This window comes from Clostridium sp. AF12-41, assembly GCF_003461685.1.
Taxonomy (GTDB): domain Bacteria; phylum Bacillota; class Clostridia; order Lachnospirales; family Lachnospiraceae; genus Otoolea; species Otoolea fessa.
The window spans coordinates 455,360-480,435 of record NZ_QTXO01000002.1 but is presented as its reverse complement, the minus strand read 5'-3'; the positions used below and the strand labels follow the sequence as shown (position 1 = coordinate 480,435).

The window sequence follows — 25,076 nt, the reverse complement described above, 5'->3', positions numbered from 1 at the left end:
AGATAGCTGGAAAAGTAAAAAAGCAAGCTTTGCCACATTGCAATGGACGTCGTAAAAGAATAAAGGTAACCTGGCAACAAACACAAGATAGAAGAGGGAGAATGATTATGGGACTTCAGGTAGTAGCACTTGGATGCCTGATTGGGGCGATTGTACTTGGATTTGTGAAGAAAACAAATGTAGGTCTGGTCTGCTTCGGTCTGGCTTTGATACTGGGAAAAATTGGCGGCATAGGTGCGTCAGATATCTATAAAGGATTTCCATTTAAGCTGTTTGCAACCCTGCTCGGAACGATGCTGTTTTTCAGCCTCTTACAGCAGAATGGAACTCTGGAAAAAATATCGGATCGTCTGATAGGACTTTGCGGGAAACATTTATTTTTAGTACCGATTATTATTTATGTAGTTAGTTTTGGTTTATCTGCAGCCGGACCGGGCGCGATCAGCGTGCAGTCGGTTACCGTCCTTTTTGCAGTTGCATTGGCAGTACAGATGAAGGTAAGTCCGATTTTGATGGGCGTCATGGCGATTCTCGGTGCGGTCGGCGGAACGGCTTCCCCGATTGCCCTGACAGGTATTATCGTAGGTGATATGATGACAGAGATGGGAATTGAAGGTTCCATCAACAATATTTTCATCGGTGTCAGCGTCAGCAACTTTGTCTGTGCAGTTGCGATGTATATCCTTTTAGGCGGCTACAAGCTGAGCGGAAATGCAGAGAGCGGCGAGAAAAAGGTAGAGAAATTTACGCGGGATCAGTGGCTCAGCCTGATTGCTCTGGTAATCATGGTTGTGCTGGTTGTCGGCTTCTCCTATGATGTAGGACTTCTCTGCTTCACACTGGCAATGATTCTGATTTTACTTGGAACAGCAGATGAGAAAAAAGCGATCAAGGCGATTCCGTGGAGTGTTCTGATTCTGATTGCAGGTGTCAATGTTCTGATGAATATTACCCAGACAATGGGCGGCATCGACCTGCTTTCCTCCATCCTGGCATCCTTTATGACGAAGCGGACGGCTGGTCCGATCATGGGCTTTACGGCAGGCTTAATGTCCTGGTTCTCCAGTGCAAACGGCGTTGTATTCCCGACTCTGATTCCGACGGTTCCGGATATCGCATCCCAGGTGGGCGGTGCATCCGTCATGCAGATTATCACTGCAATCGTGTGCAGCGCAACCGTTGCAGGTATCAGCCCGCTTTCAACCGGCGGCAGCCTGATTCTGGCAAGCTATGCACAGGAGACGGACTGCGGAGATAAAGAGCAGCAGAAGATGTTCGGTACTCTGTTTGCGCTGTCTGCGACGGTCGTTGTGATTGTGTGTGTACTGACCTTCGTTGGAGTGACAAGTTTTGTTGGATAATTGACAGAGTCAAGAGGAGAAAGCCGAAGTTCAGAAACTTGAATGCCATTTTGAATGGATTTGGTGTTGAAAATGGAACAGGCAGGTTTTTGAACAAACGTTAAGTGAAAGTTTAAGGAAAGGATAGGGAGAATCTACCATGAAACAGTTCGCATATGTAGGATGCCGCACCACCAAGGAGCGCAACGCCCGCGGCAAAGGCATCCGTATTTTCGAAATAGAAAATGGAACCTGGAAACCGGTTGGACTTTTAGAAGGTCCGGTGAATCCGTCCTATTTTTGTCTGAATGAAGCACAGGACATGCTGTATACCATTCATGGTGATTACAGCGAAGTAAGCGCTTATCGAATCCAGCCGGATGGAAAACTTGTCTACTGCAATACAGTGGGCACACATGGAACGAATCCGGTGCATCTGGTGCTTGACAGAAGCGGAAAATGGTTGTATGTGGCAAATTTACAGACCGGTGCAGTTTCACTGATTCCGGTGCTGAAGGATGGAAGTCTTGGAAAAATCAAGGAATTGTATTTCATTTCCGGTAACGGCGGTCCGGGTTATATTTCTCATCCGCATCAGACGATGCTTGACCGGAGCGGACGCTGGCTGGCAGTTCCATCCCAGGGACGGCTTCAGGGTGTCGGAAAAATTACATTATTTGAAACAAACGGAACAGAAGGAACACTGAGAGAGCATTTTGCCATCAAGGGACGCACAGGGGCAGAGCCGAGACACTGCGTATTTGCACCTAGCAACCGTTTCTGCTATTGCGTGAATGAGAAAGACAGCACGGTAGCGGCGTACCGGTTTGATGAGAACGAGGGAACTCTGGAGCCGATGCAGATTTTGACGAGTCTGCCGGAGGACTATGCCGGAGACGGCTGGGCGAGCGCTATCGATATGGATGCAGAGGGAACGACTCTGTACGTATCGAACCGCAAGCATGACAGCGTGAGCGTGTACCATCTGGACGCTGAGACAGGCCGGATGAGCTGGATGCAGAACATTAAGACCGGCGGTGAACAGCCAAGATTTCTGACCGTCAGTCCGGATGGAGAGTGGGTTGTTGCAGCCAATGAGGTAACAGACACCATTGTATGCTTCAAGAGAAATGAGAATGGAAGTTTACAGGAAAATCCGGTGGTAGTAGAAACGGAGAGCCCAGTCTGCATAGTATTTAAGACCCGGTAGAGAAAAAAGCCGAGATATTTTTGAATTGAAAAGCCGATTTCTGGCAGAAAAATGAGAATGATTCGATTGGTACGAATCGTAACGAAAGGAGTACATATATGGTAACCTTACATGAGGGAAAACAATTCATTATAAATAACGATCACATTGCAAGTGCAGAGGAAGCTGCAAAGCTTTCTGAAGAAGCAGCAAAGAAAGAAACACTGACCTGGCAGGTGCTTTCAAAACACAATCACTCAGACAATATGGAACATCTGGAAATCCAGTTTGATTCTATGGGTGTGTATGACAATACCTACGTCGGCATTCTCCAGACAGCTTACGCAAGCGGTCTGAAAGAGTTCCCGATGCCGTGTGTATTTACAAACTGCCATAACTGTCTGTGTGCAGTCGGCGGTACTATTAACACCGATGTCCACAAATATGCAGAATCTGCCTGCCGTAAATCCGGTGGTATCTTCGTTCCGCCTCATGAGGCAGTCATCCATCAGTATATGCGTGAGATGATCGTTAACTCCGGCGATATGTCGATTGTATCCGATTCCCACACCCGTTATGGTACACAGGGTTCTGTCTCCATCGGCGAAGGCGGTCCGGAGCTTGCAAAGGCAATGCTGGGAAAATACTATGAGATCGACTATCCGGGTGTGATTGCCGTTCTTTTAACCGGTACCCCGAAGCCGTGGGTTGGTCCGATGGATGTGGCTTTGAGCATCATCGGCAAGGTATTTAAGAATAATTTTGTGAAGAATAAAGTCCTTGAGTTCATTGGACCGGGCGTACACAGCCTCTCAATGGATTTCAGAAACGGTATTGATACGATGACAACCGAGTCTGCCTGTCTGTCTTCTGTGTGGGCGACGGATGATAAGGTAAAAGAGTATTTTGAGATTCACAAGCGTCCGCAGGGCTTCAAGGAGATGGTTCCGGGCAATGTAGCACTCTATGACGGCGTAGTAGAGGTAAATCTGGATACGATCGTTCCGATGATTGCGCTTCCGTTCCATCCAAGCAATGCATATCCGCTGGCAGATGTCATCGCTGAACCGGAGAAATATTTAAAGATGGTAGAAAAAGAGGCAGAGCGTGTTTTCGAGAATAACAAGGATATTCATCTGGATCTCTGCTCCAAGATTCATGACGGCAAGATCAAGGTTGATCAGGCGGCGATCGCAGGCTGTGCAGCCGGTTCCTTCGAAAATATCTATGCGGTTGACCAGATCGCGAAGAAGATGGACAAAGGACTGGGAACCTTCCCATTCAATATTTATCCGGCATCTCAGCCGATTATGTATGAGTTAAACAAAATCGGTGTCTTAAATGACCTGATGGGATATGGGGTGCGTGTGAAGACAGCATTCTGCGGACCGTGCTTCGGCGCATCGGATGCACCTGGAAACAATGATTTCTGTATCCGTCATAGCACTCGTAACTTCCCGAACCGTGAGGGAAGCAACCCGGCAACCGGTCAGATCGCATCGGTTGCACTGATGGATTCCAAGTCAATCGCGGCAACTGCATTTAATGGCGGCTATTTAACCTCTGCAGAGAACTGCCCGGTTGTATTTGAAACACCATCCTATGAATTCAATGAGCACATTTACGAGAACATTGTATACAATGGATTTGGAAAAGCAAAACCGGAGACAGAGATCGTTTATGGACCGTCCATCAAGGACTGGCCGGAGATGGAGCCGTTAAAAGAAAATCTGTTATTACAGGTAGCCAGCGTAATCCGTGACGAAGTGACAACCACAGACGAACTGATTCCGTCCGGTGAGACAGCCTCCTATCGTTCTAATCCGTACAAGATTTCAGAATTTACCCTGATTCGTAAGGATCCGAAGTATGTTGGCCGTGCGAAAGCGGCACAGGAGTATGAGAAGGCTCGTCTGGCTGGTGACAGCGCTAAGGCTGGTGAATTTTATCAGGTACTGCAGGCAGCTGGCGTTACAACATCGCTTGAGGAGCTGATGCAGACAACCGGTATTGGTTCCGTACTGTATGCAAAACGTCCGGGTGATGGTTCTGCCCGTGAGTATGCAGCAAGCTGTCAGAAGGTGCTTGGCGGTCTGGCTGACATCTGTATCGAGTACGCAACCAAGCGTTACCGCAGCAACTGCGTCAACTGGGGTATCCTTCCATTTACCTGTGATGAGGCGGAAATTAATCTGGAAGCTGGCGAGTATGTATATCTGCCGGGTATCCGTGAAGCAGTTGAAAAGGGTGCAAAGGAATTTGAAGCAACCGTTATCGGAACAGACGGCAGCAGCCGGAAGCTTATGCTGGCTCTCAAGGATGTGACCGAGGCGGAGAAGGAAGTTCTGCTGGCGGGAAGCTTGATTAACTTTTACAAAAACACAAAATAAAAATGGGAATCGGGCGGTTGCTTGTGAGTATTGTGAGTAGACGCTGAATCCTGTCTGTACGCCCGGAATCCCGGATGCCCGATGGGGCGGGGACTGCGGGCGTATAATCAGTCGCGAAAGATTGAAACAGCCAAAACGTGAGAAATAGTTTAAAAGAAAGGGAAAGAGAGTCTATGAATATAGAAGAAATGCAGGCGCAGAGAGACGCTGATTATGAAAAATATAAGGCAGAAGGGCGCATCTGGGGCACAGTTCCGCGCGAAAAGATTGTGCAGATTCAGATTCCACGTACCAGCAAAGAGGTGATTGACCGCTACTATGCGCTGGAAGATATGAGTACGGCTGTATCGGACATTCTGGATACTTACGGCATTCACGGTGCTGTTCCAAACACCTGCTTAAAGCCAGTCAAGGCAGGCTCACGCCTGGTGGGAACAGCTGTCACGGTCCGCAGCATCCCGTCCCGCAAGACGGCGACGCAGGGACAGCGAGACAAAGATAAGATTTTGATGTCCACGAAGGATATTTTCTACCTGGGCGAGGCGGGCGATGTGCTGGTGTCGGATTTCGGCGGAAATCTGGAATATTCCAACATCGGCGGACAGAGCTGCCATCTGGCAAAAGTGCGGGGATTTGCTGGCTGCATCGCCTATGGAAGCTGCCGCGATACGGAGGAGATCAGCCGGATGGATTTCCCGGTCTTTTCCTGCGGCGTGACGCCGATGACCGGAAAATACCGCATGGAGTGTGCAGAAGTGAACGGACCGGTCAGCCTCTGCGGCTGCCTTGTCATGCCGGGCGACCTGATCGTGGCAGACGGTTCGGGTGTCTGCATTGTTCCGAATGAGCTTGTCGAGGAAGTGCTTGAAAAAGCGGAGAAGTCCGCGGCAAAAGAAGAAGAATTTTCCCGGATTCTGGAAGCAGGCGGCGGGATTGAGGAACTGAAAAAAGCAAAATAATAAATAGGTATTTTCGGGGGATATATTTCATAGAAACAGGGATTTGTTTACCATGCTGGAAGCGAGGTAAGCAGGTCCTTTTGTTCGTGTATGGAGGGGCTTATTTTATGGCTGGGATTTTCCGGATACGGCAGGTTCGGGTTATCTCAGCCGGGCGCGAGCGCAGCGTAAATGTAAAAAAATAATGAAATCATTGAATAAAATCCCCGTTAGTGTTAGAATAAATAAGATTGTATAACTATGCCTATATGATCTTTATGTATTAAAACATATCATTTATGATGGAATGAAATAAAATAACTAGATTTAGAATGTAAGAAATAGGAGAGAAAAGCATGAATCTGATAGAGAAAGTGTTTGGTACCCACAGCGAACGCGAGCTGAAGCTGATCCGCCCGATCGTGGATAAGATTCTAGGTATGCGCGAGCAGATGACTGCCTTATCGGATGATGAACTGCGCGACAATACGCGCAAGTTCAAAGAGCGCCTTGCGAACGGCGAGACGCTGGACGACCTTCTGCCGGAGGCATTTGCAACCGTGCGTGAGGCGGCGAGACGAGTATTAAATATGGAGCATTACCCGGTTCAGCTGATCGGTGGTATCGTCCTGCATCAGGGACGTATCGCAGAGATGCGTACTGGTGAGGGTAAAACCCTGGTTTCCACCGCACCGGCGTACTTAAATGCGCTGGCTGGAAAGGGTGTATTCATCGTTACCGTCAACGACTATCTGGCAAAACGAGATGCAGAGTGGATGGGCGAGGTTCACAGATTCCTCGGTCTGACGGTCGGCGTGGTTTTAAACTCGATGAATTCCGACGAGCGCCGGGAAGCTTACAACTGTGATATTACCTACGTTACCAACAATGAGCTTGGTTTCGATTATCTGCGTGACAACATGGCGATCTACAAAGAGCAGATGGTTATGCGGAATCTGGACTATGCGATTATCGATGAGGTCGATTCCGTCCTGATCGATGAGGCGAGAACTCCGCTTATCATTTCCGGACAGAGCGGCAAGTCCACGAAGCTCTATGAGGTGTGCGATATTCTGGCACGTCAGCTGGAAAAGGGCGAGGAATCAGCGGAATTTTCCAAGATGGCAGCCATCATGGGCGAGGAGATCGAGGAGACAGGCGATTTTGTAGTCAATGAGAAAGATAAAGTAGTCAACCTGACCGAGGCTGGTGTGAAGAAGGTCGAAGATTTCTTCCACATCGAAAACCTGGCGGATCCGGAGAACCTGGAGATCCAGCACAACATCATTCTGGCACTGCGTGCCAACTACCTGATGTTCCGCGATAAAGACTACGTGGTAAAAGATGACGAGGTTCTGATTGTCGATGAGTTTACCGGACGTATCATGCCGGGACGCCGTTATTCCGATGGTCTCCATCAGGCGATTGAGGCAAAAGAACACGTACATGTGCGTCGTGAGAGCCGCACACTGGCAACCATTACCTTCCAGAACTTCTTCAACAAGTTCAACAAGAAGGCTGGTATGACCGGTACGGCACAGACTGAGGAGAAGGAGTTCCGTAACATTTACCAGATGGACGTTATCTCCATCCCGACGAACCGCCCGGTACAGCGTATTGATTACGAGGATGCGGTTTATAAGACGAAAAAAGAGAAATTCCATGCGGTTGTCGAGGAAGTGGCAGCAGCCCATGAAAAGGGACAGCCGGTTCTGGTTGGTACCATTACGATCGAGACTTCCGAGCTTCTGAGCAAGATGCTGACAAGACGCGGCATTCCGCATAAGGTATTAAATGCGAAGTTCCATGAGCTGGAGGCTGAGATCGTAGCAGATGCAGGTATCCACGGTGCCGTTACGATCGCGACTAATATGGCAGGCCGTGGTACGGATATCAAGCTGGATGAGATTTCCAGAGAACTGGGCGGCTTAAAGATTATCGGTACAGAGCGTCATGAGTCCAGACGTATTGATAACCAGCTGCGCGGTCGTGCCGGACGTCAGGGCGATCCGGGTGAATCACGTTTCTACCTGTCCCTGGAGGATGATCTGATGCGTCTCTTCGGTTCAGAGCGTCTGATGAATATGTTCAACGCCATGGGCGTACCGGAGAATGAGCAGATCGAGCACAAGATGCTTTCCAAGGCGATTGAGAAGGCACAGATGAAGATTGAGACCAACAACTACGGTATCCGCGAGAACCTGTTAAAATACGACGAGGTTATGAACGAGCAGCGTGAGGCAATCTACGCAGAGCGCCGCCGTGTACTGGATGGCGAGAATATGCGTTCCGTTATCATGAAGATGATCACGGATATCGTAGAAAACGCCGTAGATATGTCCATCTCTGATGAGCAGGAACCGGCTGAGTGGGATCTGTCCGAGTTAAATTCCCTGCTGCTTCCGGTTATCCCGTTAGAGCCGATTCAGCTGACGGAAGATCAGCAGCATATGAAGAAAAATGAGCTGAAACATATGCTCAAAGAGGCGGCAACGAAGCTTTATGAGACACGCGAGGCAGAGTTTACAAGCGCGGAACAGGTACGCGAGATGGAGCGCGTGATCCTTCTGAAAGTGGTTGATGCAAAGTGGATGGCTCATATCGACGATATGGATCAGCTGCGCGAAGGCATCGGTCTGCAGGCATATGGTCAGAGAGACCCGCTGGTTGAGTATAAGATGAGCGGCTATGAGATGTTCGACAGCATGACGGCAGCGATCCGTGAGGATACCGTCCGTATTCTGTTCCACATCCGTGCAGAGCAGAAGGTCGAGCGTGAACCGGCTGCCAAGGTAACGGGAACCAACCGTGACGACAGCACCGTGCAGGCACCGAAGAAGCGTGAGGAGAAGAAGATTTACCCGAACGATCCGTGCCCATGCGGTTCCGGCAAGAAGTACAAACAGTGTTGTGGACGGAAGCTGTACGCGAAGAATTAATAGATGAAAGAAGGCAGGCTGCCGTGATTTTACAGCAGTCTGTGCAGAAAATTCCCGAAACTATGGCGAAATACCTGGTTCCGGGAATTTTTCCAAATATAAAAAAGAGTTACGGTCTATATGTGTGTGATCCGTAACAAAATATAACTGAAAGAATGCTGAACCGTTGAGGAAAATGGCAGCAGATAGATGAGAATGGAGAAGGTGAGAGCATGGTTGAATTAGATCAGTTTAAGTATACATTATCAACCTACGATGAGACGCTGAAAGAGGTCAAGGATTCCCTGGATCTGGAAAATAAGGAGCGCCGCATCACGGAGCTTGACAAATCAATGGAAGAACCGGGCTTCTGGGATGATCCGGAGCGCTCGACCAAGACGGTCCGTGAGGCGAAAAATCTCAAAGATACCGTGGATGGCTACAAGCACCTTGAACAGCAGTATGAGGATATCCAGGTCATGATTGAGATGGGCTATGAGGAAAATGACCCGGCGATGATTCCGGAGATTCAGGAGATGTTAGATGAGTTCGTCAAAGAGCTGGAAGAACTCCGCACAAAGACACTCCTGTCCGGCGAGTACGACGGCTGCAACGCGATCCTCAAGCTGAACGCGGGCGCGGGTGGTACCGAGGCGATGGACTGGTGCAGTATGCTGTATCGTATGTACCAGCGCTGGGCGGACAAAAAGGGCTTTACGACCGAGGTGCTTGATTTCCTGGATGGCGACGAGGCGGGACTTAAGTCCATCACACTGCAGGTCAACGGCGAAAATGCCTACGGCTACCTGAAATCGGAGAAAGGTGTCCATCGTCTGGTCCGTATTTCCCCGTTCAACGCGGCTGGCAAGCGTCAGACCTCGTTCGTTTCCTGTGATGTCATGCCGGATATTGAAGAAGATCTGGATGTGGAGATTAATCCGGACGATCTGCGGATCGATACCTATCGCTCGAGTGGTGCCGGTGGACAGCATATCAACAAGACGTCCTCCGCGATCCGTATCACGCATCTGCCGACCGGTATCGTCGTACAGTGCCAGAATGAGCGTTCCCAGTTCCAGAACAAGGACAAGGCGATGCAGATGTTAAAGGCAAAGCTGTACCTGCTCAAACAACAGGAAAATGCCGAGAAGTTGTCCGACATCCGCGGCGATGTCAAGGACATCAACTTCGGAAATCAGATTCGTTCCTACGTTATGCAGCCGTACACGCTCGTCAAGGATCACCGGACAAACGCGGAAAACGGCAATGTGAACGCGGTGATGGACGGTGATATTGATCTGTTTATCAGTGCGTATTTAAAGTGGATCAGCCTGAAAAACCAGAAGACAGAAGAAGCATAAAAGAAGATAAAACAGCCTGGATTGGCGGCACAAAAGTTTGACGGAGAAGAAAGCGCTCTGTCGAGTGCCGTCAGTTTGGGCTGTTTTTTTACAGATACAATTCGACTATAATGAAAGAAATAGATTGCAGAGTGTCAATAAATGTGATAATATCTTTCTGGTAAACACAAATGTATTTCTGGTGCGTACACAAGCGGAGATGGAATGGAAGAAAAAACAAAGTATTATCTGTTAAAGCAGAAAGCAGTGCCGGAAGTCCTTTTGAAGGTGGCGGAAGCGAAGAAGCTCATTGCGTCGGAAAAGGCGATGACGATTCAGGAGGCGACCGACCAGCTTGGGATCAGCCGGAGTTCCTTTTATAAGTATAAGGACGATATTTTTCCATTTTACGACAACGCCAAGGGCAAAACGATTACCATGGTGCTGCAGATGGATGATGAACAGGGACTTTTATCGGATCTTCTTCATATCGTAGCGATTTACAAGGCAAATATTCTGACGATTCATCAGAGTATTCCGGTCAACAATGTGGCGACGCTGACACTCAGCGTGGAAGTCCGTTCGGATACCGGAAATATATCGCATATGGTCGAAGAGATGGAAGAAAATTCGGGAGTACACAACGTAAAAATTATAGCCAGGGAGTAAAGATTATGATTCAGGTAGCAGTGATGGGCTATGGAACAATTGGTTCCGGAGTCGTAGAAGTATTAGAAACCAACAAAGACAAAATCACAGAAAAAACCGGCAAAGAGATTGCAGTAAAATATATTCTGGATTTGCGTGAATTTCCGGGTGATCCGCACGAAGCGCAGATTGTTCATGATTTTGAGATCATTGAAAAAGACGAAGACGTAGAGATCGTTGTAGAGGCGATGGGCGGCGTCAATCCGGCATACAAGTTTGCAAAAGCGTGCCTGTTAGCCGGTAAGCACGTTGTGACCTCCAACAAGGCACTTGTAGCGGCACACGGCACCGAGCTTCTGGCGATTGCACGCGAGAAGAACTTAAACTTCCTCTTCGAAGCCAGCGTAGGCGGCGGCATCCCGCTTCTGCGTCCGCTGACCCAGTCTCTTGCAGGCGAGAAGATCGAGGAAATCAGCGGTATCTTAAACGGTACAACCAACTACATCCTTACCAAGATGGCAAGAGAAGGTCAGACCTTTGAGGAAGCCCTGAAGAAAGCGCAGGAACTCGGATATGCAGAGCGCAACCCGGAGGCAGACGTAGAAGGCTACGATACCTGCCGCAAGATCACGATTCTTACCTCACTGGCAACTGGAAAAGAAGTAAATTACGAAGATGTGCCGACCGAGGGCATCACAAAGATTACCGATACTGATTTCAAATATGCGGCAAAGCTGGGAACTTCGATTAAACTGTTTGGAACCAGCCGCATGGAAGGCAATAAAGCCAGCGTCTATGTATGCCCGATGATGATCGGACCGGATCATCCGCTCTTTGCAGTCAATGACGTATACAATGCAGTCATGGTTCGCGGCAATACACTTGGAACCGTCATGTTCTACGGCAGCGGCGCCGGAAAACTCCCGACCGCCAGCGCAGTCGTCAGCGACATCGTAGAGATCGCCGGACACATGGAAGACAACATCCCGACCGGCTGGACCGACGAAAAACAGCCAGTTGCACCGATGGGCGAAGTAACCTTCAGCTACTTCCTCCGACTGGCAGGCAAATCAGCCGACAAACTTGCCGATGTGCGTGCAGCCTTCGGTGAAGCAGAAACCATCGAACTCCCGGAGATGGACGAATTTGCGGTCATAACCGGAGAAATGACCGAAGCACGCTTCCGGAAACTGGCAGCGGCATTCGAGGAAGATATCCGCCAGACGATTCGCTATACAAAATAGGATATAAAGTAAAAAGCACGCCAAAGTCATTCATGACGCGGTGTGCTTTTTAACGCAAGAAATACACAGAAAAAGGTCCTCTTGCCAATCATTTTATTGTAACGGACCAATCAAACTCTCATACAACTCCATTGCCTGATCAAAAAACGGCGCATATTGCGGATCCGTAATCATATGGTGCACCTGGATCAGGCAGAAAAACTCAACTACTCCAAAGATGGTAGACATAACTCCCAGTATCAGCCCGACCACTGCGCTGCCGCGCCGCGGCTGTCCTTCCTCCTTGGATAGGACAAACAGTACATTCGCCGACATTCCGAGCAGAATCGCGGCGGAAAAACTCAAAAACAGGGAGAAAAATGCGAAGATGCCGCACATCATTGACATCGTAGCATAGCGGCGCGAACGATTGCGCCGGGTTTCATTTGTATCTGAATGTTCCTTCGGAGAAGGTGTTTCATCGTAATAACTCATCGTATATTTAATCCTTTCATAACTGTGAAAAAAGAAAACAGCTACATCCTTTTCTGAAAATTAGAGACAGCCGCTGAATAGGGCAAAACAAAATCTATGCCAATCCGGCAGATTGAATCCGATAAAAGTGTATCATGAATAAAGCCGCTTGTCCAGTTAGGCATTGACTTGCGAAATATGCGCTGGAATGGTATGATTAAACAGCGTATTGATATTGAAGGAGAGTTTTTGCATGGATATTATACAGGCATTGAAAGAAGAGCTTCAGATAGGGAGAAATCAGGTCGAAGCGGCGGTAAAGCTGATCGATGAGGGAAACACGATTCCGTTCATCGCGCGCTACCGCAAGGAGGCGACCGGTTCCCTGAATGATGAGGTGCTGCGCCAGCTAGATGAGCGACTGCGCTATCTTCGGAATCTGGAGGATAAAAAGGAGCAGGTGATCGGTGCGATCCGCGCCCAGGAGAAGCTGACTCCGGCGCTGGAGAAACAGATCCGCGATGCGGCGACGCTGGTTGCGGTGGAAGATCTTTATCTTCCGTACCGCCCGAAACGGCGCACCCGTGCCGGAATTGCCCGTGAGAAAGGGCTGGAACCGTTAGCAGTCTGGATTTACAAGCAGGAAGCGGGCGGCAGCCTGGAGGCGGAGGCGGCGAAGTACGTGTCGGAAGAAAAGGGTGTTGCAGATGTTTCAGAGGCAATAGACGGCGCGCGTGATATTCTGGCTGAGCAGATCAGCGAGATGGCAAAATACCGCAACTACGCACGTAAAAAGACGATGCAGGACGGTCTTTTGGAGGCATCCGCAAAGGATGAGAAGATACAGTCGGTGTACGAGATGTACTATCATTTCTCCGAACCAGTCAAAAAGCTGGCGGGACACCGTGTGCTGGCGATCAACCGCGGTGAGAAAGAGAAGATTCTGAGCGTGAAGCTTATAGCGCCGGAGGAGCAGATTGTCCGGTATATGGAGAAACAGCTGATTATCCGCCCGGATGGGGATGCGGCGCGCGTGATGGAAGAAGTGATTCTGGACAGCTACCGCCGCCTGATCGGACCGGCGATCGAGCGCGAGATCCGCGCGGGGCTGACAGAAACGGCAGAGAACGGCGCGATTCAGGTATTTGGCAAGAACCTGGAACAGCTCCTGATGCAGCCGCCGATCGCAGGATGCGTGGTGCTCGGCTGGGATCCGGCATTCCGGACGGGCTGCAAGCTGGCAGTTGTGGATGAGACGGGAAAAGTGCTCGATACGACGGTCATTTACCCGACTGCGCCGCAGAACCGCGTGGAAGAGTCGAAGGAGATCGTGAAAAAGCTGATCCGCAAGTACGGCATTTCCCTGATCTCAGTGGGGAATGGTACGGCAAGCCGAGAATCTGAGCAGATCATCGTGGAACTCTTAAAAGAAATTCCGGAGAAGGTTCAGTATGTCATCGTCAATGAGGCGGGCGCGTCGGTTTATTCGGCGAGTAAGCTGGCGACGGAGGAATTTCCGCAGTTTGACGTCGGACAGAGAAGTGCGGCATCGATCGCGAGACGCCTGCAGGATCCGCTGGCGGAGCTGGTAAAAATTGATCCGAAATCCATTGGAGTCGGTCAGTACCAGCATGATATGAACCAGAAAAATTTAAGCGAGGCGCTGCAGGGCGTGGTGGAAACGTGCGTAAATAAGGTCGGCGTGGATCTGAATACGGCATCGGCGCCGCTGCTCGCCTATATTTCCGGCATTAACAAGACGATTGCGAAAAATATCGTGGCATATCGGGAGGAGAATGGCGCATTTTCAACGCGCCGTGAGCTTTTGAAGGTGGCGAAGCTGGGACCGAAGGCGTATGAACAGTGCGCCGGATTTATGCGGATCCAGGGCGGCAGGAATCCGCTCGATGCGACGAGTGTGCACCCGGAGAGCTATAAAGCAGCGGAGGCACTTTTAAAGCAGCTTGGACATGATCCGAAGGAGATCGCGGCGGGCGGCATCCGCAATATCCGCAAGGAGATCGCGGATACGGCAAAGCTGGCAAAAGAGCTTTCGATCGGCGAGCCGACCTTACTCGATATCGTGAGCGAGTTGGAAAAACCGGCGCGCGACCCGCGTGAGGAGATGCCGAAGCCGATTCTCCGCACGGATGTGCTGGAAATGAAGGATTTGAAGCCGGGCATGATTTTAAAAGGAACCGTGCGGAATGTCATTGATTTCGGTGCGTTTGTGGATATCGGCGTGCATCAGGATGGTCTGGTTCACGTGTCCCAGATGACAGACCGCTATATCAAGCATCCGCTGGAGGCGGTCAGCGTCGGGGATATCGTGGAGGTCAAGGTGCTGGCGGTTGATGTGGCGAAGAAGCGCATTTCGCTGACGATGAAAATCCGGGAGACGAAGTAAACCACGGCAGATTCAGCCGTTGGTTATAGGATGCAGGAGCGCTGACTGGAATGGGGCGGCGGATAAGGCATAGAAAATTAGGGAGAAGATAAAATGGACTTACGTGTAAAAATACAGCCAAAAGAGATTTTTATTTATTCGATGTACAATTTCTGGGCGGGACTGCGTGGAATCGGATGCATCATACTGACGGTGCTCGTTATTATTGCAGCGGCAGCCAGCGAGGAACGTCTGGGAACGCAGGTGACGAATCTGGTGATTCTGGGAGTGATTGCCTTGACAGGCTTTCAGATTTTTGCAATCTGGAAACAGGCAGAGCGCACCGCCGGGGATGCGAAAACGGGAGCTGAGATTGTATTTCACATTGGAGACGAGGGCATCCGTGCCCGCCAGGCGAACAGCAAGGGCGAGATCAGCTGGGATAAGCTGGTAAAAGTGAAAAAGATCGCGGGAATATATGTGCTTTACCTGGGGCGGGACAAGGCGTACCTGATGCCGAAGCGCGTGTTCAGAGGTTCGGAGGAGCAGATTTTTCTCAGTATGCTTACAAGAAATCTGCCGCAGGAAAAGAGAAGAGGAATTCGAGCATGATGATAGAAACAAACAGCCCGGAAGAGACGTATGCGTTTGGAAAAAAGCTTGGAATGGAAGCGCAGGCAGGGCAGGTGTATTGTTTGAATGGTGATCTGGGCGTAGGAAAGACGGTTTTTACGCAGGGGTTTGCCGCGGGACTTGGAATTCAGGAACCGGTCAACAGCCCGACTTTCACGATCGTGCAGGAGTACGACGATGGGCGCCTGCCGCTCTACCATTTTGATGTATATCGTCTCGGCGATGTGGACGAGATGGATGAGATTGGCTATGAGGACTATTTCTACGGCGAGGGCATCTGCCTGATCGAATGGTCGGAGCGCATCCGCGAGATCCTGCCGGAACATCCGATCCAGATCACGATTGAAAAGGATCTGGAAAAGGGCTTTGATTACCGGAAAATTTCAGTAAACGAGCAGTAGCCGGCGACAGGAGGAAAGAGAAAATGAGAATTTTGGGAATCGAAAGCGCATCCCTGGTGGCATCGGTTGCTATTGTTACGGATGATGTGATCACGGCGGAATATACGGTGAATCTGAAAAAAACGCATTCGCAGACACTTCTTCCGATGATTGATGAGATTGTGAAAATGCTGGAGGTGCCGTTGGAAAGCATCGATGCAATCGCAGTATCCGGCGGTCCGGGCTCTTTTACGGGGCTTCGGATTGGCTCTGCGACAGCGAAAGGACTGGGACTGGCGCTTGGGAAGCCGCTGATCCATGTGCCGACGATGGATGCGATGGGATATTGTCTGTACGGGGCTTCGGCGCTCATCTGCCCGATGCTGGATGCGAGACGGCAGCAGGTGTACACGGGACTCTATCGCTATGAAGAGAAGTTCGAGATTGTGAAAGAACAGTGCATTACGGATATCCATGCGTTGATTGCCGAGTTAAATGAGCGCGGCGAGCGCGTGATTTTCCTGGGGGACGGTGTGCCGGTCAACCGGGCGGTGATCGAGGAGGAGATGAAGGTGCCGTATTCGTTTGCACCGGCACAGGCGAGCCGTCAGCGAGCTTCGGCGGTGGCAGCGCTTGGTGCAGTGTATCTGGCAGAGGGAAAGACTGAGACGGCAGCCGAACACAAGCCGGATTATCTGCGGAAATCGCAGGCGGAGCGCGAGCGCGAGGTCGCAGAGCGCCAGGGCGAGATGGATAAGCTGGCAGCCGGTATTGTGGTTGTGGAGAAGAAATAATGGCGGCAGGAACGGGAACGCAAAAAAAGCTTCGTGTTCAGATAGTGGATTTTCAGCCGGGGGATCTTCCTGCGGTCCGGGCACTGGAACTGGAATGCTTTTCGGATGCATGGTCGGAGAAGCTTTTACAGGATCTGCTGACGAGCAGCTGGGATAAAAACTGGGTGCTGAAAGAGGATGAAACCGTCCGTGGCTACTGCAATTTCCGCGTCATTGCCGGGGAAGGCGAGCTGATGCGGATCGCGGTTCACGACGCGTGCCGGGGGCGCGGCTATGGGCGGCTTCTGATGGAACGGCTGTTAAGGGAAGCAGAGGAAGAAAACGTCGAGGATATCACCTTGGAGGTGCGTGCATCCAATGCCCCGGCGATTGCGCTGTATGAGGCGTATGGCTTTCAGAAAGAGGCGATTCGGAAGAATTATTACAGCGGGCCGACGGAAGATGCGCTGATTTATTGGAAAAGAAGCGGAAAAAGCATTGACAGATGAAATGGAAATGAGTATACTGTTTAACAGATAAAAGCGTAACACTTTACAGTGTTAAATTAAAAGAAAAGAACGGTAGGAGGTTCATATGCTGAGTCAGGTATCTATTTTTGCAGAGAATAAGAAAGGACGTTTACAGAATATTACATCCCTTCTTCAGAAGGAGAATATTAACATCTGGGGTTCGATCACGAATGACAGTGCGGAGTACGGTATTATCCGTATGGTTGTTTCTAATCCAGAGCACGCGGAGAAAGTGCTGGCGGAAGCTGGTTATCTCTGTCGTCTGACAGAGGTGCTTGGCGTCGAACTGGATGACGAGGTCGGAGCACTCAACCGTCTGTTAATTTCCCTCGAAGAGAGCAATATCAATGTAGATTACCTGTATCTCTCCTTCAATCGTGATTCTGGCAAGCCGGTTATGGTGCTTCACACGGACGATGTGAGGGAGGTCAGCATCTGCCTGACATCGAAGGGATATAAGGTACTGTAAGTATTTCCAGCACTTTCCGCTTAAAAACCGGTATAAAAAACAGTATAATGATGGAGAAGCTGTGGAGGACATGGCTTCTCCATTTTGCGTATATAGAAGAGAAAGGCGAGGAGAGCATGAGAAAATATGGAGAGAGCGGCATTCTTCTGTCGGTTGTCTGCAACCGGTGCGGGAAGAAGCTGGCGGTGAAAGAAGGCATTCTGCGCGAAGGAGCGGCGCATTTTGATGTGGCATGGGACTATTTTTCGGAGAAAGATGGGGAGGTGCATCATTTTGATCTGTGCGAGGAGTGCTATGATGGAGTGACGCGGGAATTTCTGATTGAGGCAGATAAGGAGGAGAGGACGGAACTATTGTAGAGTCGTGAGGGGAACGGAGAAACGCGGGACAGGCGGTGCGCCATCTGCGTCTCGCCAGTGAATTGGATTGCTGAATTTCTGGCTTGCAACATAGTATTTCTTTATGATATTATTAAATGATATGGGAGTTAGGAGAAAAGCTGTTTTGACAGCTTTTTGCATGACTTTTAATTAAAAAGATTTATTATGAATCATTTATTTAATAGAAAAGAGGATGTTCCATGTTAGATGTATGTTTGCTGGGAACGGGCGGGATGATGCCGCTGCCGTATCGGTGGCTGACGGCTTTGATGGTCCGCTGCTCGGGCAGCAATTTGCTGATAGACTGCGGGGAAGGCACGCAGATTGCGTTGAAAGAAAAGGGCTGGAGTCCGAAGCCGGTGGATGTGATTTGTTTTACACATTATCACGCGGATCATATCAGCGGTCTGCCGGGACTTTTGTTGACGATGGGAAATGCGGAGCGGACGGAGCCGATCACGATGATTGGACCGAAGGGACTGGAACGCGTGGTGACGGCACTGCGGACGATCGCGCCGGAATTGCCGTTTCAGCTTGAGTTTATCGAGCTGACGGAGCCGAGACAGCAGCTTCAGATTGGACCGTATGTGATCGATGCGTACCGGGTCAACCATAATGTGACCTGTTATGGGTACTCGATTTCGATTCCGAGAAAGGGACGGTTCGATGTGGAACGCGCGCGGGCGCAGGAGATTCCGCAGAAGTTCTGGAGCCGCCTGCAGAAGGGGGAGACGATCGAGGAGGAAGGCAGAACGCTGACACCGGATATGGTGCTCGGAGGTGACCGGAAGGGAATCAAGGTGTCATACTGTACCGATACGAGACCGCTTCCGGTAATTGCGGAGTACGCGAAGGATGCGGATCTGTTTATCTGTGAAGGCATGTACGGCGAGGACGGGAAAGAAGCCAAGGCGAGAGAATACAAGCATATGACATTCCAGGAGGCGGCGCACCTGGCGAAGGAGGCCCAGCCGAAGGAAATGTGGCTGACTCATTACAGCCCGTCGCTCATCCGTCCGGATGATTATATGGATAAAGTGCGTGAGATATTCCCGAGAGCGAAAGCCGCCCGCGATGGCTGGACGGCAGAGCTGGGATTTGATGAGGAGTAAGGGCGATGCAGACGGAAGAAAAGAGAGAGAATATAGAAGAAAAGAAGGAAGAACGGATGGAAATGCCAGTTTCAGGAGCATTGGAACAGGGACCAGGGAAAGCTCCGGTATCGGGGGCAGAGATTTCCGTGCATGATACAGAAAACGGACACCCATCAGAAGATGTTTACATTCTTGCAATCGAGAGTTCCTGTGATGAGACGGCAGCTTCAGTCGTGAAAAACGGACGTACCGTTCTTTCCAATATCATATCTTCCCAGATCGATCTTCACACGCTGTTTGGCGGCGTTGTGCCGGAGATTGCGTCGAGAAAGCATATCGAGAAGATCAACCAGGTTATTGAAGAGGCGCTGACAGAGGCACATATGAGTCTGGAGGAGATGACGGCGATTGCAGTTACCTACGGTCCAGGGCTGGTTGGCGCGCTTTTGGTCGGTGTGGCGGAAGCCAAAGCACTCGCGTATGCGGCGAAGAAGCCGCTGGTCGGCGTACACCATATCGAGGGGCACGTATCGGCAAATTTCATCGAAAATCCGGATCTGGAACCGCCGTTCATGTGCCTGATCGTGTCAGGCGGACATACACATCTGGTGATTGTGAAAGATTATGGCGAATTTGAGATTCTGGGACGCACCCGAGACGATGCAGCAGGCGAGGCCTTTGACAAGGTGGCACGCGCGGTCGGGCTCGGTTATCCGGGCGGCCCGAAGGTCGATAAGGCGGCAAAAGAGGGGAATCCACATGCGATTGAGTTTCCACGGGCAAAAGTGGGCGACAATCCATATGATTTCAGCTTCAGCGGCTTAAAATCGGCGGTCTTAAATTATATTAACCATGCGAAAATGATGGGCGAGGAGATCCATGTGCCGGATCTGGCGGCTTCGTTCCAGAATGCGGTTGTGGAAGTATTGGTATCGCGCACGATCGAGGCGGCGAAACAGCACGGCTATAAGCGCGTGGCGATCGCCGGCGGTGTGGCATCCAACTCCGCTCTCCGGGCGGGCATGGAGAAGGCCTGTAAAGAGGCGGGCATCCAGTTCTTCCATCCGTCACCGATCTTCTGTACGGACAATGCGGCGATGATCGGCGCGGCGGCGTACTATGAATATAAGAAGGGCGCGCGCGCAGGCTGGGATCTGAATGCGGTGCCGAATTTGAAGCTGGGCGAGAGATAATACAAATTTTTTCAGGAAGAATTGTTTTGCGGTTAGTTTTTTTAAAAGATTGATTTGACAAAAAGTGGAAAAAGAGTGTTTTAAGAGATCGTTCTGGCATGGAGGAGAAACGAGATGGAACATACATTGGATCAATTTGGGAAAGAGAAAATTACACCGCATCCGACCCGCACCGCCGCTATCGTTCTGGCAGCCGGACAGGGAAAACGGATGAAAAGCAAGATTCAGAAGCAGTTTCTCCTTCTGGAGGAAAAGCCGGTCATCTGGTATGCACTTCACGCGTTTGAGGAGAGCCGGGTCGATGATGTGATTCTGGTGACCGGGGCGGATGAGATCGCGTACTGCCGGGACGAGATTGTAGGAAAATATGGATTTTCCAAGGTGCGCGCTATCGTTGCGGGCGGAAAAGAGCGCTACCATTCGGTCTACGAGGGTTTAAAGGCGCTCGGCAGCCAGCTTTCCTATGGGAAGGGGGACTGCGTCCTGATTCATGACGGGGCGCGTCCGTTTGTGGACGAGCCGATGATTGAACGTATCGTATCAGATATACGACGTTATAGCGCAGCAGTGGCAGGCATGCCGTCAAAGGATACGGTCAAGCTGGCGGATGCGGACGGATTTGCCTCTGTGACGCCGGAACGGGCGCATGTCTGGATGATTCAGACACCGCAGGGATTTACTTACCCGCTGATCCGCGCGGCGTATGACAAGATGATGAGTCGGGAAGAGTACCAGCAGGGAGTGACGGATGATGCGATGGTGGTCGAGACGATGACCGATCACAAGGTGCGCCTGACCGAAGGTTCTTACCGGAATATCAAGGTGACAACGCCGGAGGATATGGAGGTTGCGGCTGCATTTTTACAAAATAAAAAAAGTTAATAGGTCTATTGACAACCCTTGACTTCTATGTTATAGTACTTATCGTGTTTAACTGCCGAAGACAGCAGGTGCCGAAAGGCATAAGGTTAATACGCCTGCCGAGGGAACTGATATCGTTGTATATTTCTATCCCCCTGTCCTGCGAGTGACGGAGGGATTTTATTTTACAGAAAACGTTTACCAGGCGGTTATAGAAATAAAACAGGAGGTAAACCAATCATGGCAAAAGTTGAATTAAAGCAGCCGGTTGTTGCTGAAATCGCAGAATTATTCAACGGCGCTAAGGGCGCAGTAGTAGTTGACTACCGTGGACTGACAGTTGAGCAGGACACACAGCTCCGTAAGCAGTTAAGAGAAGCTGGTGTTACTTATAAAGTATATAAGAACACCATGATTCGTTTCGCTGCTAAGGGTACCGCGTTCGAGGCTCTGGAGCCGAATCTGGAGGGTCCGACCGCTCTGGCTGTATCCAAAGAGGATGCTACAGCTCCGGCAAGAATTTTAGCTGAGTTCGCTAAAAAAGCAGACAAGCTTGAGATCAAGGGCGGCGTTGTAGAGGATACTTACTACGATGCAAAGGGAATGCAGGTTATCGCAACCATCCCGTCCAGAGAAGTTCTTCTTGGAAAACTTCTTGGAAGCATGCAGTCTCCGATCACAAACTTCGCTCGTGTTATCAAGCAGATCGCAGAGCAGCAGGAGGCATAAGACCCTTACCTGCAAAGCAGGGTGTAAGGTGCGTGAGAGCCGCATAGTAAAGCAAGAGGCCGCATAAGGCCGATTTAAAATTCAATCACAGGAGGAATATTAAAATGGCAAAGTTAACAACAGCTGAGTTCATTGAGGCAATCAAAGAATTATCCGTATTAGAGTTAAACGATTTAGTAAAAGCTTGCGAGGAAGAGTTCGGTGTATCCGCAGCAGCAGGCGTTGTTGTAGCAGCAGCAGGTGCAGCTGAGGCAGCAGAAGAGAAGACTGAGTTCGACGTAGAGCTGACAGAGGTTGGTCCGAACAAAGTTAAAGTTATCAAGGTAGTTCGTGAAGCTACAGGTCTTGGTCTGAAAGAGGCTAAGGAAGTAGTTGACGGTGCTCCGAAGGTAGTTAAGGCTGGCGCTTCCAAGGAAGAGGCTGAGGACATCAAGACTAAATTAGAGGCTGAAGGCGCTAAAGTTACCTTAAAGTAATTTAAGTAATTTCGCATAGAGCTAATTGCATTACAGATGGGGAGTCTGGCGTGTGCGTGAGCGCATGCCGGGCTCTTTTTATTTCATAGGAAATTGCGTCCTATGAAATAAAAAATACTCCGCGAAGATGCAGACTCTTTTTTAAACGGGGGAATCAAATCAAGATGGCAGAGAGGACAAGAAATGAAACGGCAGCAGATGAGGAACTTAAAACGCTTCGGGAACGGCTTAAGGCGTGCGAATTTCTGCTGATTGGGCTTGGAAGCGAATGGGAGAAGGCGGGAGGCGCGGAGGTGCAGGAGGCATACCGGGCGCTGGCATCGATGACAGAGGGGAAGGATTATTTTATCGTGACAACCGCAAAGGATGCGCGCATCTTTGAAAGCCCGTTGGATGAAGCGAAAATCACGGCGCCGTGCGGTAATGTGAACTGGCTTCAGTGTTCGAAAGGCTGTACGAAGGATATCTGGGAGCGCGGCGAGGTGTCGGATGGTATCTGCCCGCACTGTGGGGCGCCGCTGACAGAAAACACAGTTCTGGCGAATCCGTATATCGAGGAAGGTTATTTGAAAAGCTGGAATCTCTACCGGGAATGGCTGGCTGGAACCTTAAACCATGCGCTTCTGATTCTCGAGCTGGGAGTGGATTTCAAGACGCCGACCGTCATCCGCTGGCCCTTTGAAAAGACGGTCTTTTTTAACCGCAAATCGCATATGTATCGGATAAACCAGAAGTTTTACCAGATTGTCGGAGATATTCAGGAGAGGACCGTATCGATTCCGCAGAATTCGGTCGGCTTTATCCGCAATTTTGCTTCCTGCGATTGAGAGTCCACTTAGTTACTGGGCACGTATGCGTGAACAGTAACGTCCACTTATCTGCAGAGGGGACATTTGGGAAGCAAAACTTGAGAAACCGCTTCGATTGTGCTAAAATGGAACCATCGTTTGACAGAAAACGACAGAAAATGACATGGACGAGAGGATAGGGCAATGGGAGCAATCAGTAATGACTGGCTGGCTCCGCTCAGCGGAGAGTTTAAAAAGCCATATTACAGAAAGTTATACGATACTGTGAAACGGGAATATGAGACGCATGTTGTATATCCGGATGCGAATGATATTTTCAATGCATTTGATTTTACCCCTCTTTCCGAGGTAAAGGTGGTTATTTTAGGTCAGGATCCCTACCATGGTCCGGGACAGGCGCATGGGCTTTGCTTTTCGGTAAAGCCGGATGTGGAAATCCCGCCGTCCCTGGTGAATATTTATCAGGAATTGCACGATGATCTCGGCTGCTACATCCCGAACAATGGCTATCTGACGAAATGGGCGAAGCAGGGAGTCATGCTGCTGAACACAGTTCTGACCGTCCGCGCGCATCAGGCTAATTCCCACCGTGGAATCGGCTGGGAGGAGTTTACGGATGCTGCGATCAAGATCTTAAATGAGCAGGACCGTCCGATGGTATTTATTCTGTGGGGACGTCCGGCACAAGCGAAGAAATCGATGCTTAATAATCCGAAGCATCTGATTCTCGAAGCACCGCATCCGAGCCCGCTGTCTGCGTACCGCGGATTTTTCGGCAGCCGCCCATTCAGCAAGACCAATGAATTTTTAAAAGAACATGGTGTTGCCCCGATCGACTGGCAGATAGAAAACGTGTAGGAAGGAGCAGACATGAGTTTTGTTGAGATTTTAAAGGTAATTGTACTGGGAATCGTGGAAGGTTTCACGGAATGGCTTCCGATCAGCAGTACCGGGCATATGATTCTGGTGGATGAGATCATCCATCTGGATGTCAGCGAGGCGTACCGGGAAGTGTTTATGGTTGTCATCCAGCTGGGTGCGATTCTGGCGGTTATGGTGCTGTATTTCAATAAATTGAATCCGTTTTCACCGCACAAATCGATGGCGCAGAAGCGCGGTACAATCCGTTTGTGGATAAAAATTATTATAGCCTGCATTCCGGCAGCGGTGATTGGGCTTCCGCTTGACCATTTCATGGATAAGCTGATGAATGGCTATGTCGTAGCAGCGATGCTGATTCTCTACGGCGTTTTGTTTATCGTACTGGAAAATCGAAACGTACACCGTCATTTTCCGATTGAGCGCGTGACGCAGATTTCGTTCCAGACAGCGGCACTGATCGGCTGTTTCCAGGTGCTGGCGATGATTCCGGGTACTTCCCGTTCGGGCGCGACGATTCTGGGCGCGATGCTGATCGGCTGTTCACGTCCGGCGGCGGCAGAATTTTCATTCTTCCTTGGGATTCCGGTTATGTTCGGTGCGAGTTTTTTAAAGATTGTGAAATTTTTCATTCAGGGCGGCGGATTTTCTTTCGCGGAGTTCATTTATCTGGTTCTTGGTATGGTGGTCGCATTTGGCGTGTCCGTGTACTCGATCAAGTTCCTGATGGGATATGTCCGCAAGCATGATTTCAAGTTTTTCGGATATTATCGGATTGTGCTTGGTATCGTGGTGTTGTCCTACTTTGGTATTTCGGCGCTAGTAGGTTAAAATGTACGTTCGGAGTCTTTCCTGCACTTGCTTTTGCGGCTGGCGGAAAGATTCCGAGAGCACATTAAATAGAAAAAGAGGATTCAGACCTGACAGAAATGCGGAGGTCTGGATCCTTTTTTGCGTTCATATAATACATGGAAGCGGAAACGCAAATATAAAGGGGATGCCCTGTCACAGTTCAGGGCTGACA

24 protein-coding genes and 1 other annotated feature are annotated in these 25,076 nt (G+C 50.0%); of the genes, 23 read left to right on the top strand and 1 reads right to left on the bottom strand.

Annotation, left to right across the window (positions count from 1 at the left end; translation table 11 throughout):
- Nucleotides 1-107: 107 nt before the first annotated feature.
- The 8 genes from DWV73_RS05695 (at nt 108) to DWV73_RS05660 (ending at nt 12,007) form a co-directional block, all read left to right on the top strand.
- Nucleotides 108-1,361, top strand: coding sequence for an SLC13 family permease (locus tag DWV73_RS05695; protein ID WP_117796093.1), 1,254 nt, complete (start codon nt 108-110; stop codon nt 1,359-1,361).
- A 139-nt stretch (nt 1,362-1,500) separates the two neighbouring features.
- The gene (locus DWV73_RS05690) at nt 1,501-2,550 is read left to right on the top strand and encodes a lactonase family protein (protein ID WP_117796092.1); all 1,050 of its coding nucleotides are present in this window, start codon (nt 1,501-1,503) and stop codon (nt 2,548-2,550) included.
- A gap of 98 nt (nt 2,551-2,648) precedes the next feature.
- Nucleotides 2,649-4,919: a hydratase gene (locus DWV73_RS05685; protein WP_117796091.1), complete on the top strand. Its 2,271-nt coding sequence runs from the start codon at nt 2,649-2,651 to the stop codon at nt 4,917-4,919.
- 173 nt (nt 4,920-5,092) lie between these two features.
- Nucleotides 5,093-5,878 carry an RraA family protein gene (locus DWV73_RS05680; RefSeq protein WP_207661054.1) on the top strand — a complete coding sequence of 262 codons (786 nt, stop codon included), beginning with the start codon at nt 5,093-5,095 and terminating at the stop codon, nt 5,876-5,878.
- A 335-nt stretch (nt 5,879-6,213) separates the two neighbouring features.
- Nucleotides 6,214-8,796 carry a preprotein translocase subunit SecA gene (gene secA, locus DWV73_RS05675; RefSeq protein WP_117796090.1) on the top strand — a complete coding sequence of 861 codons (2,583 nt, stop codon included), beginning with the start codon at nt 6,214-6,216 and terminating at the stop codon, nt 8,794-8,796.
- Nucleotides 8,797-9,008: 212 nt separating this feature from the next.
- A complete protein-coding gene (prfB, locus tag DWV73_RS05670; RefSeq protein ID WP_117796089.1) occupies nt 9,009-10,136 on the top strand; it encodes a peptide chain release factor 2 in 1,128 nt (375 codons plus the stop codon).
- Between the two features lie 204 nt (nt 10,137-10,340).
- Complete coding sequence (locus tag DWV73_RS05665; RefSeq protein ID WP_107001373.1) at nt 10,341-10,784, top strand: ACT domain-containing protein; 444 nt, start codon at nt 10,341-10,343, stop codon at nt 10,782-10,784.
- A 5-nt stretch (nt 10,785-10,789) separates the two neighbouring features.
- Entirely contained in the window at nt 10,790-12,007 is a 1,218-nt protein-coding gene (locus tag DWV73_RS05660) for a homoserine dehydrogenase (RefSeq protein WP_117796088.1), read from the top strand.
- Between the two features lie 93 nt (nt 12,008-12,100).
- Here DWV73_RS05660 and DWV73_RS05655 read toward each other — a convergent pair whose 3' ends face one another.
- Entirely contained in the window at nt 12,101-12,481 is a 381-nt protein-coding gene (locus DWV73_RS05655; RefSeq protein WP_117796087.1) for a hypothetical protein, read from the bottom strand.
- A gap of 232 nt (nt 12,482-12,713) precedes the next feature.
- On the opposite strand from DWV73_RS05655, the gene DWV73_RS05650 reads away from it, so the two are divergent.
- The 15 genes from DWV73_RS05650 to DWV73_RS05580 all read left to right on the top strand — a co-directional run bounded on the left by DWV73_RS05650 (nt 12,714) and on the right by DWV73_RS05580 (nt 24,883).
- The gene (locus DWV73_RS05650; protein WP_117796086.1) at nt 12,714-14,867 is read left to right on the top strand and encodes a Tex family protein; all 2,154 of its coding nucleotides are present in this window, start codon (nt 12,714-12,716) and stop codon (nt 14,865-14,867) included.
- A gap of 93 nt (nt 14,868-14,960) precedes the next feature.
- Nucleotides 14,961-15,458 (top strand): YcxB family protein, encoded by a 498-nt coding sequence (locus tag DWV73_RS05645; protein WP_117796085.1) that lies wholly within the window; start codon nt 14,961-14,963, stop codon nt 15,456-15,458.
- Complete coding sequence (gene tsaE / locus DWV73_RS05640) at nt 15,455-15,880, top strand: tRNA (adenosine(37)-N6)-threonylcarbamoyltransferase complex ATPase subunit type 1 TsaE (protein ID WP_022360622.1); 426 nt, start codon at nt 15,455-15,457, stop codon at nt 15,878-15,880. The genes DWV73_RS05645 and tsaE overlap by 4 nt, the downstream gene beginning before the upstream one ends.
- Nucleotides 15,881-15,903: 23 nt before the next feature.
- Nucleotides 15,904-16,653 carry a tRNA (adenosine(37)-N6)-threonylcarbamoyltransferase complex dimerization subunit type 1 TsaB gene (tsaB, locus tag DWV73_RS05635; RefSeq protein WP_117796084.1) on the top strand — a complete coding sequence of 250 codons (750 nt, stop codon included), beginning with the start codon at nt 15,904-15,906 and terminating at the stop codon, nt 16,651-16,653.
- Entirely contained in the window at nt 16,653-17,141 is a 489-nt protein-coding gene (rimI, locus tag DWV73_RS05630; protein WP_117796083.1) for a ribosomal protein S18-alanine N-acetyltransferase, read from the top strand. The genes tsaB and rimI overlap by 1 nt, the downstream gene beginning before the upstream one ends.
- Before the next feature lie 85 nt (nt 17,142-17,226).
- The gene (locus DWV73_RS05625; RefSeq protein WP_022360619.1) at nt 17,227-17,631 is read left to right on the top strand and encodes an ACT domain protein; all 405 of its coding nucleotides are present in this window, start codon (nt 17,227-17,229) and stop codon (nt 17,629-17,631) included.
- Nucleotides 17,632-17,747: 116 nt separating this feature from the next.
- Nucleotides 17,748-17,990, top strand: coding sequence for a hypothetical protein (locus tag DWV73_RS05620; RefSeq protein WP_181357235.1), 243 nt, complete (start codon nt 17,748-17,750; stop codon nt 17,988-17,990).
- Between the two features lie 221 nt (nt 17,991-18,211).
- Complete coding sequence (locus tag DWV73_RS05615; protein ID WP_107001381.1) at nt 18,212-19,123, top strand: ribonuclease Z; 912 nt, start codon at nt 18,212-18,214, stop codon at nt 19,121-19,123.
- 5 nt (nt 19,124-19,128) lie between these two features.
- Nucleotides 19,129-20,298 carry a tRNA (adenosine(37)-N6)-threonylcarbamoyltransferase complex transferase subunit TsaD gene (tsaD, locus tag DWV73_RS05610; protein ID WP_242995749.1) on the top strand — a complete coding sequence of 390 codons (1,170 nt, stop codon included), beginning with the start codon at nt 19,129-19,131 and terminating at the stop codon, nt 20,296-20,298.
- Nucleotides 20,299-20,412: 114 nt separating this feature from the next.
- Nucleotides 20,413-21,180: a 2-C-methyl-D-erythritol 4-phosphate cytidylyltransferase gene (gene ispD, locus DWV73_RS05605; RefSeq protein ID WP_117796082.1), complete on the top strand. Its 768-nt coding sequence runs from the start codon at nt 20,413-20,415 to the stop codon at nt 21,178-21,180.
- Nucleotides 21,181-21,217: 37 nt separating this feature from the next.
- Nucleotides 21,218-21,352 (top strand) — a sequence feature (ribosomal protein L10 leader region).
- Between the two features lie 47 nt (nt 21,353-21,399).
- Nucleotides 21,400-21,888 (top strand): 50S ribosomal protein L10, encoded by a 489-nt coding sequence (rplJ, locus tag DWV73_RS05600; RefSeq protein ID WP_022360614.1) that lies wholly within the window; start codon nt 21,400-21,402, stop codon nt 21,886-21,888.
- Between the two features lie 104 nt (nt 21,889-21,992).
- Nucleotides 21,993-22,364: a 50S ribosomal protein L7/L12 gene (gene rplL, locus DWV73_RS05595; protein WP_107001383.1), complete on the top strand. Its 372-nt coding sequence runs from the start codon at nt 21,993-21,995 to the stop codon at nt 22,362-22,364.
- 164 nt (nt 22,365-22,528) lie between these two features.
- Nucleotides 22,529-23,191, top strand: coding sequence for a hypothetical protein (locus DWV73_RS05590; protein ID WP_117796081.1), 663 nt, complete (start codon nt 22,529-22,531; stop codon nt 23,189-23,191).
- Nucleotides 23,192-23,356: 165 nt separating this feature from the next.
- Nucleotides 23,357-24,031 carry a uracil-DNA glycosylase gene (locus tag DWV73_RS05585; RefSeq protein ID WP_022360612.1) on the top strand — a complete coding sequence of 225 codons (675 nt, stop codon included), beginning with the start codon at nt 23,357-23,359 and terminating at the stop codon, nt 24,029-24,031.
- Nucleotides 24,032-24,043: 12 nt separating this feature from the next.
- Nucleotides 24,044-24,883 carry an undecaprenyl-diphosphate phosphatase gene (locus DWV73_RS05580; RefSeq protein WP_022360611.1) on the top strand — a complete coding sequence of 280 codons (840 nt, stop codon included), beginning with the start codon at nt 24,044-24,046 and terminating at the stop codon, nt 24,881-24,883.
- The last annotated feature ends 193 nt before the right edge of the window (nt 24,884-25,076 follow it).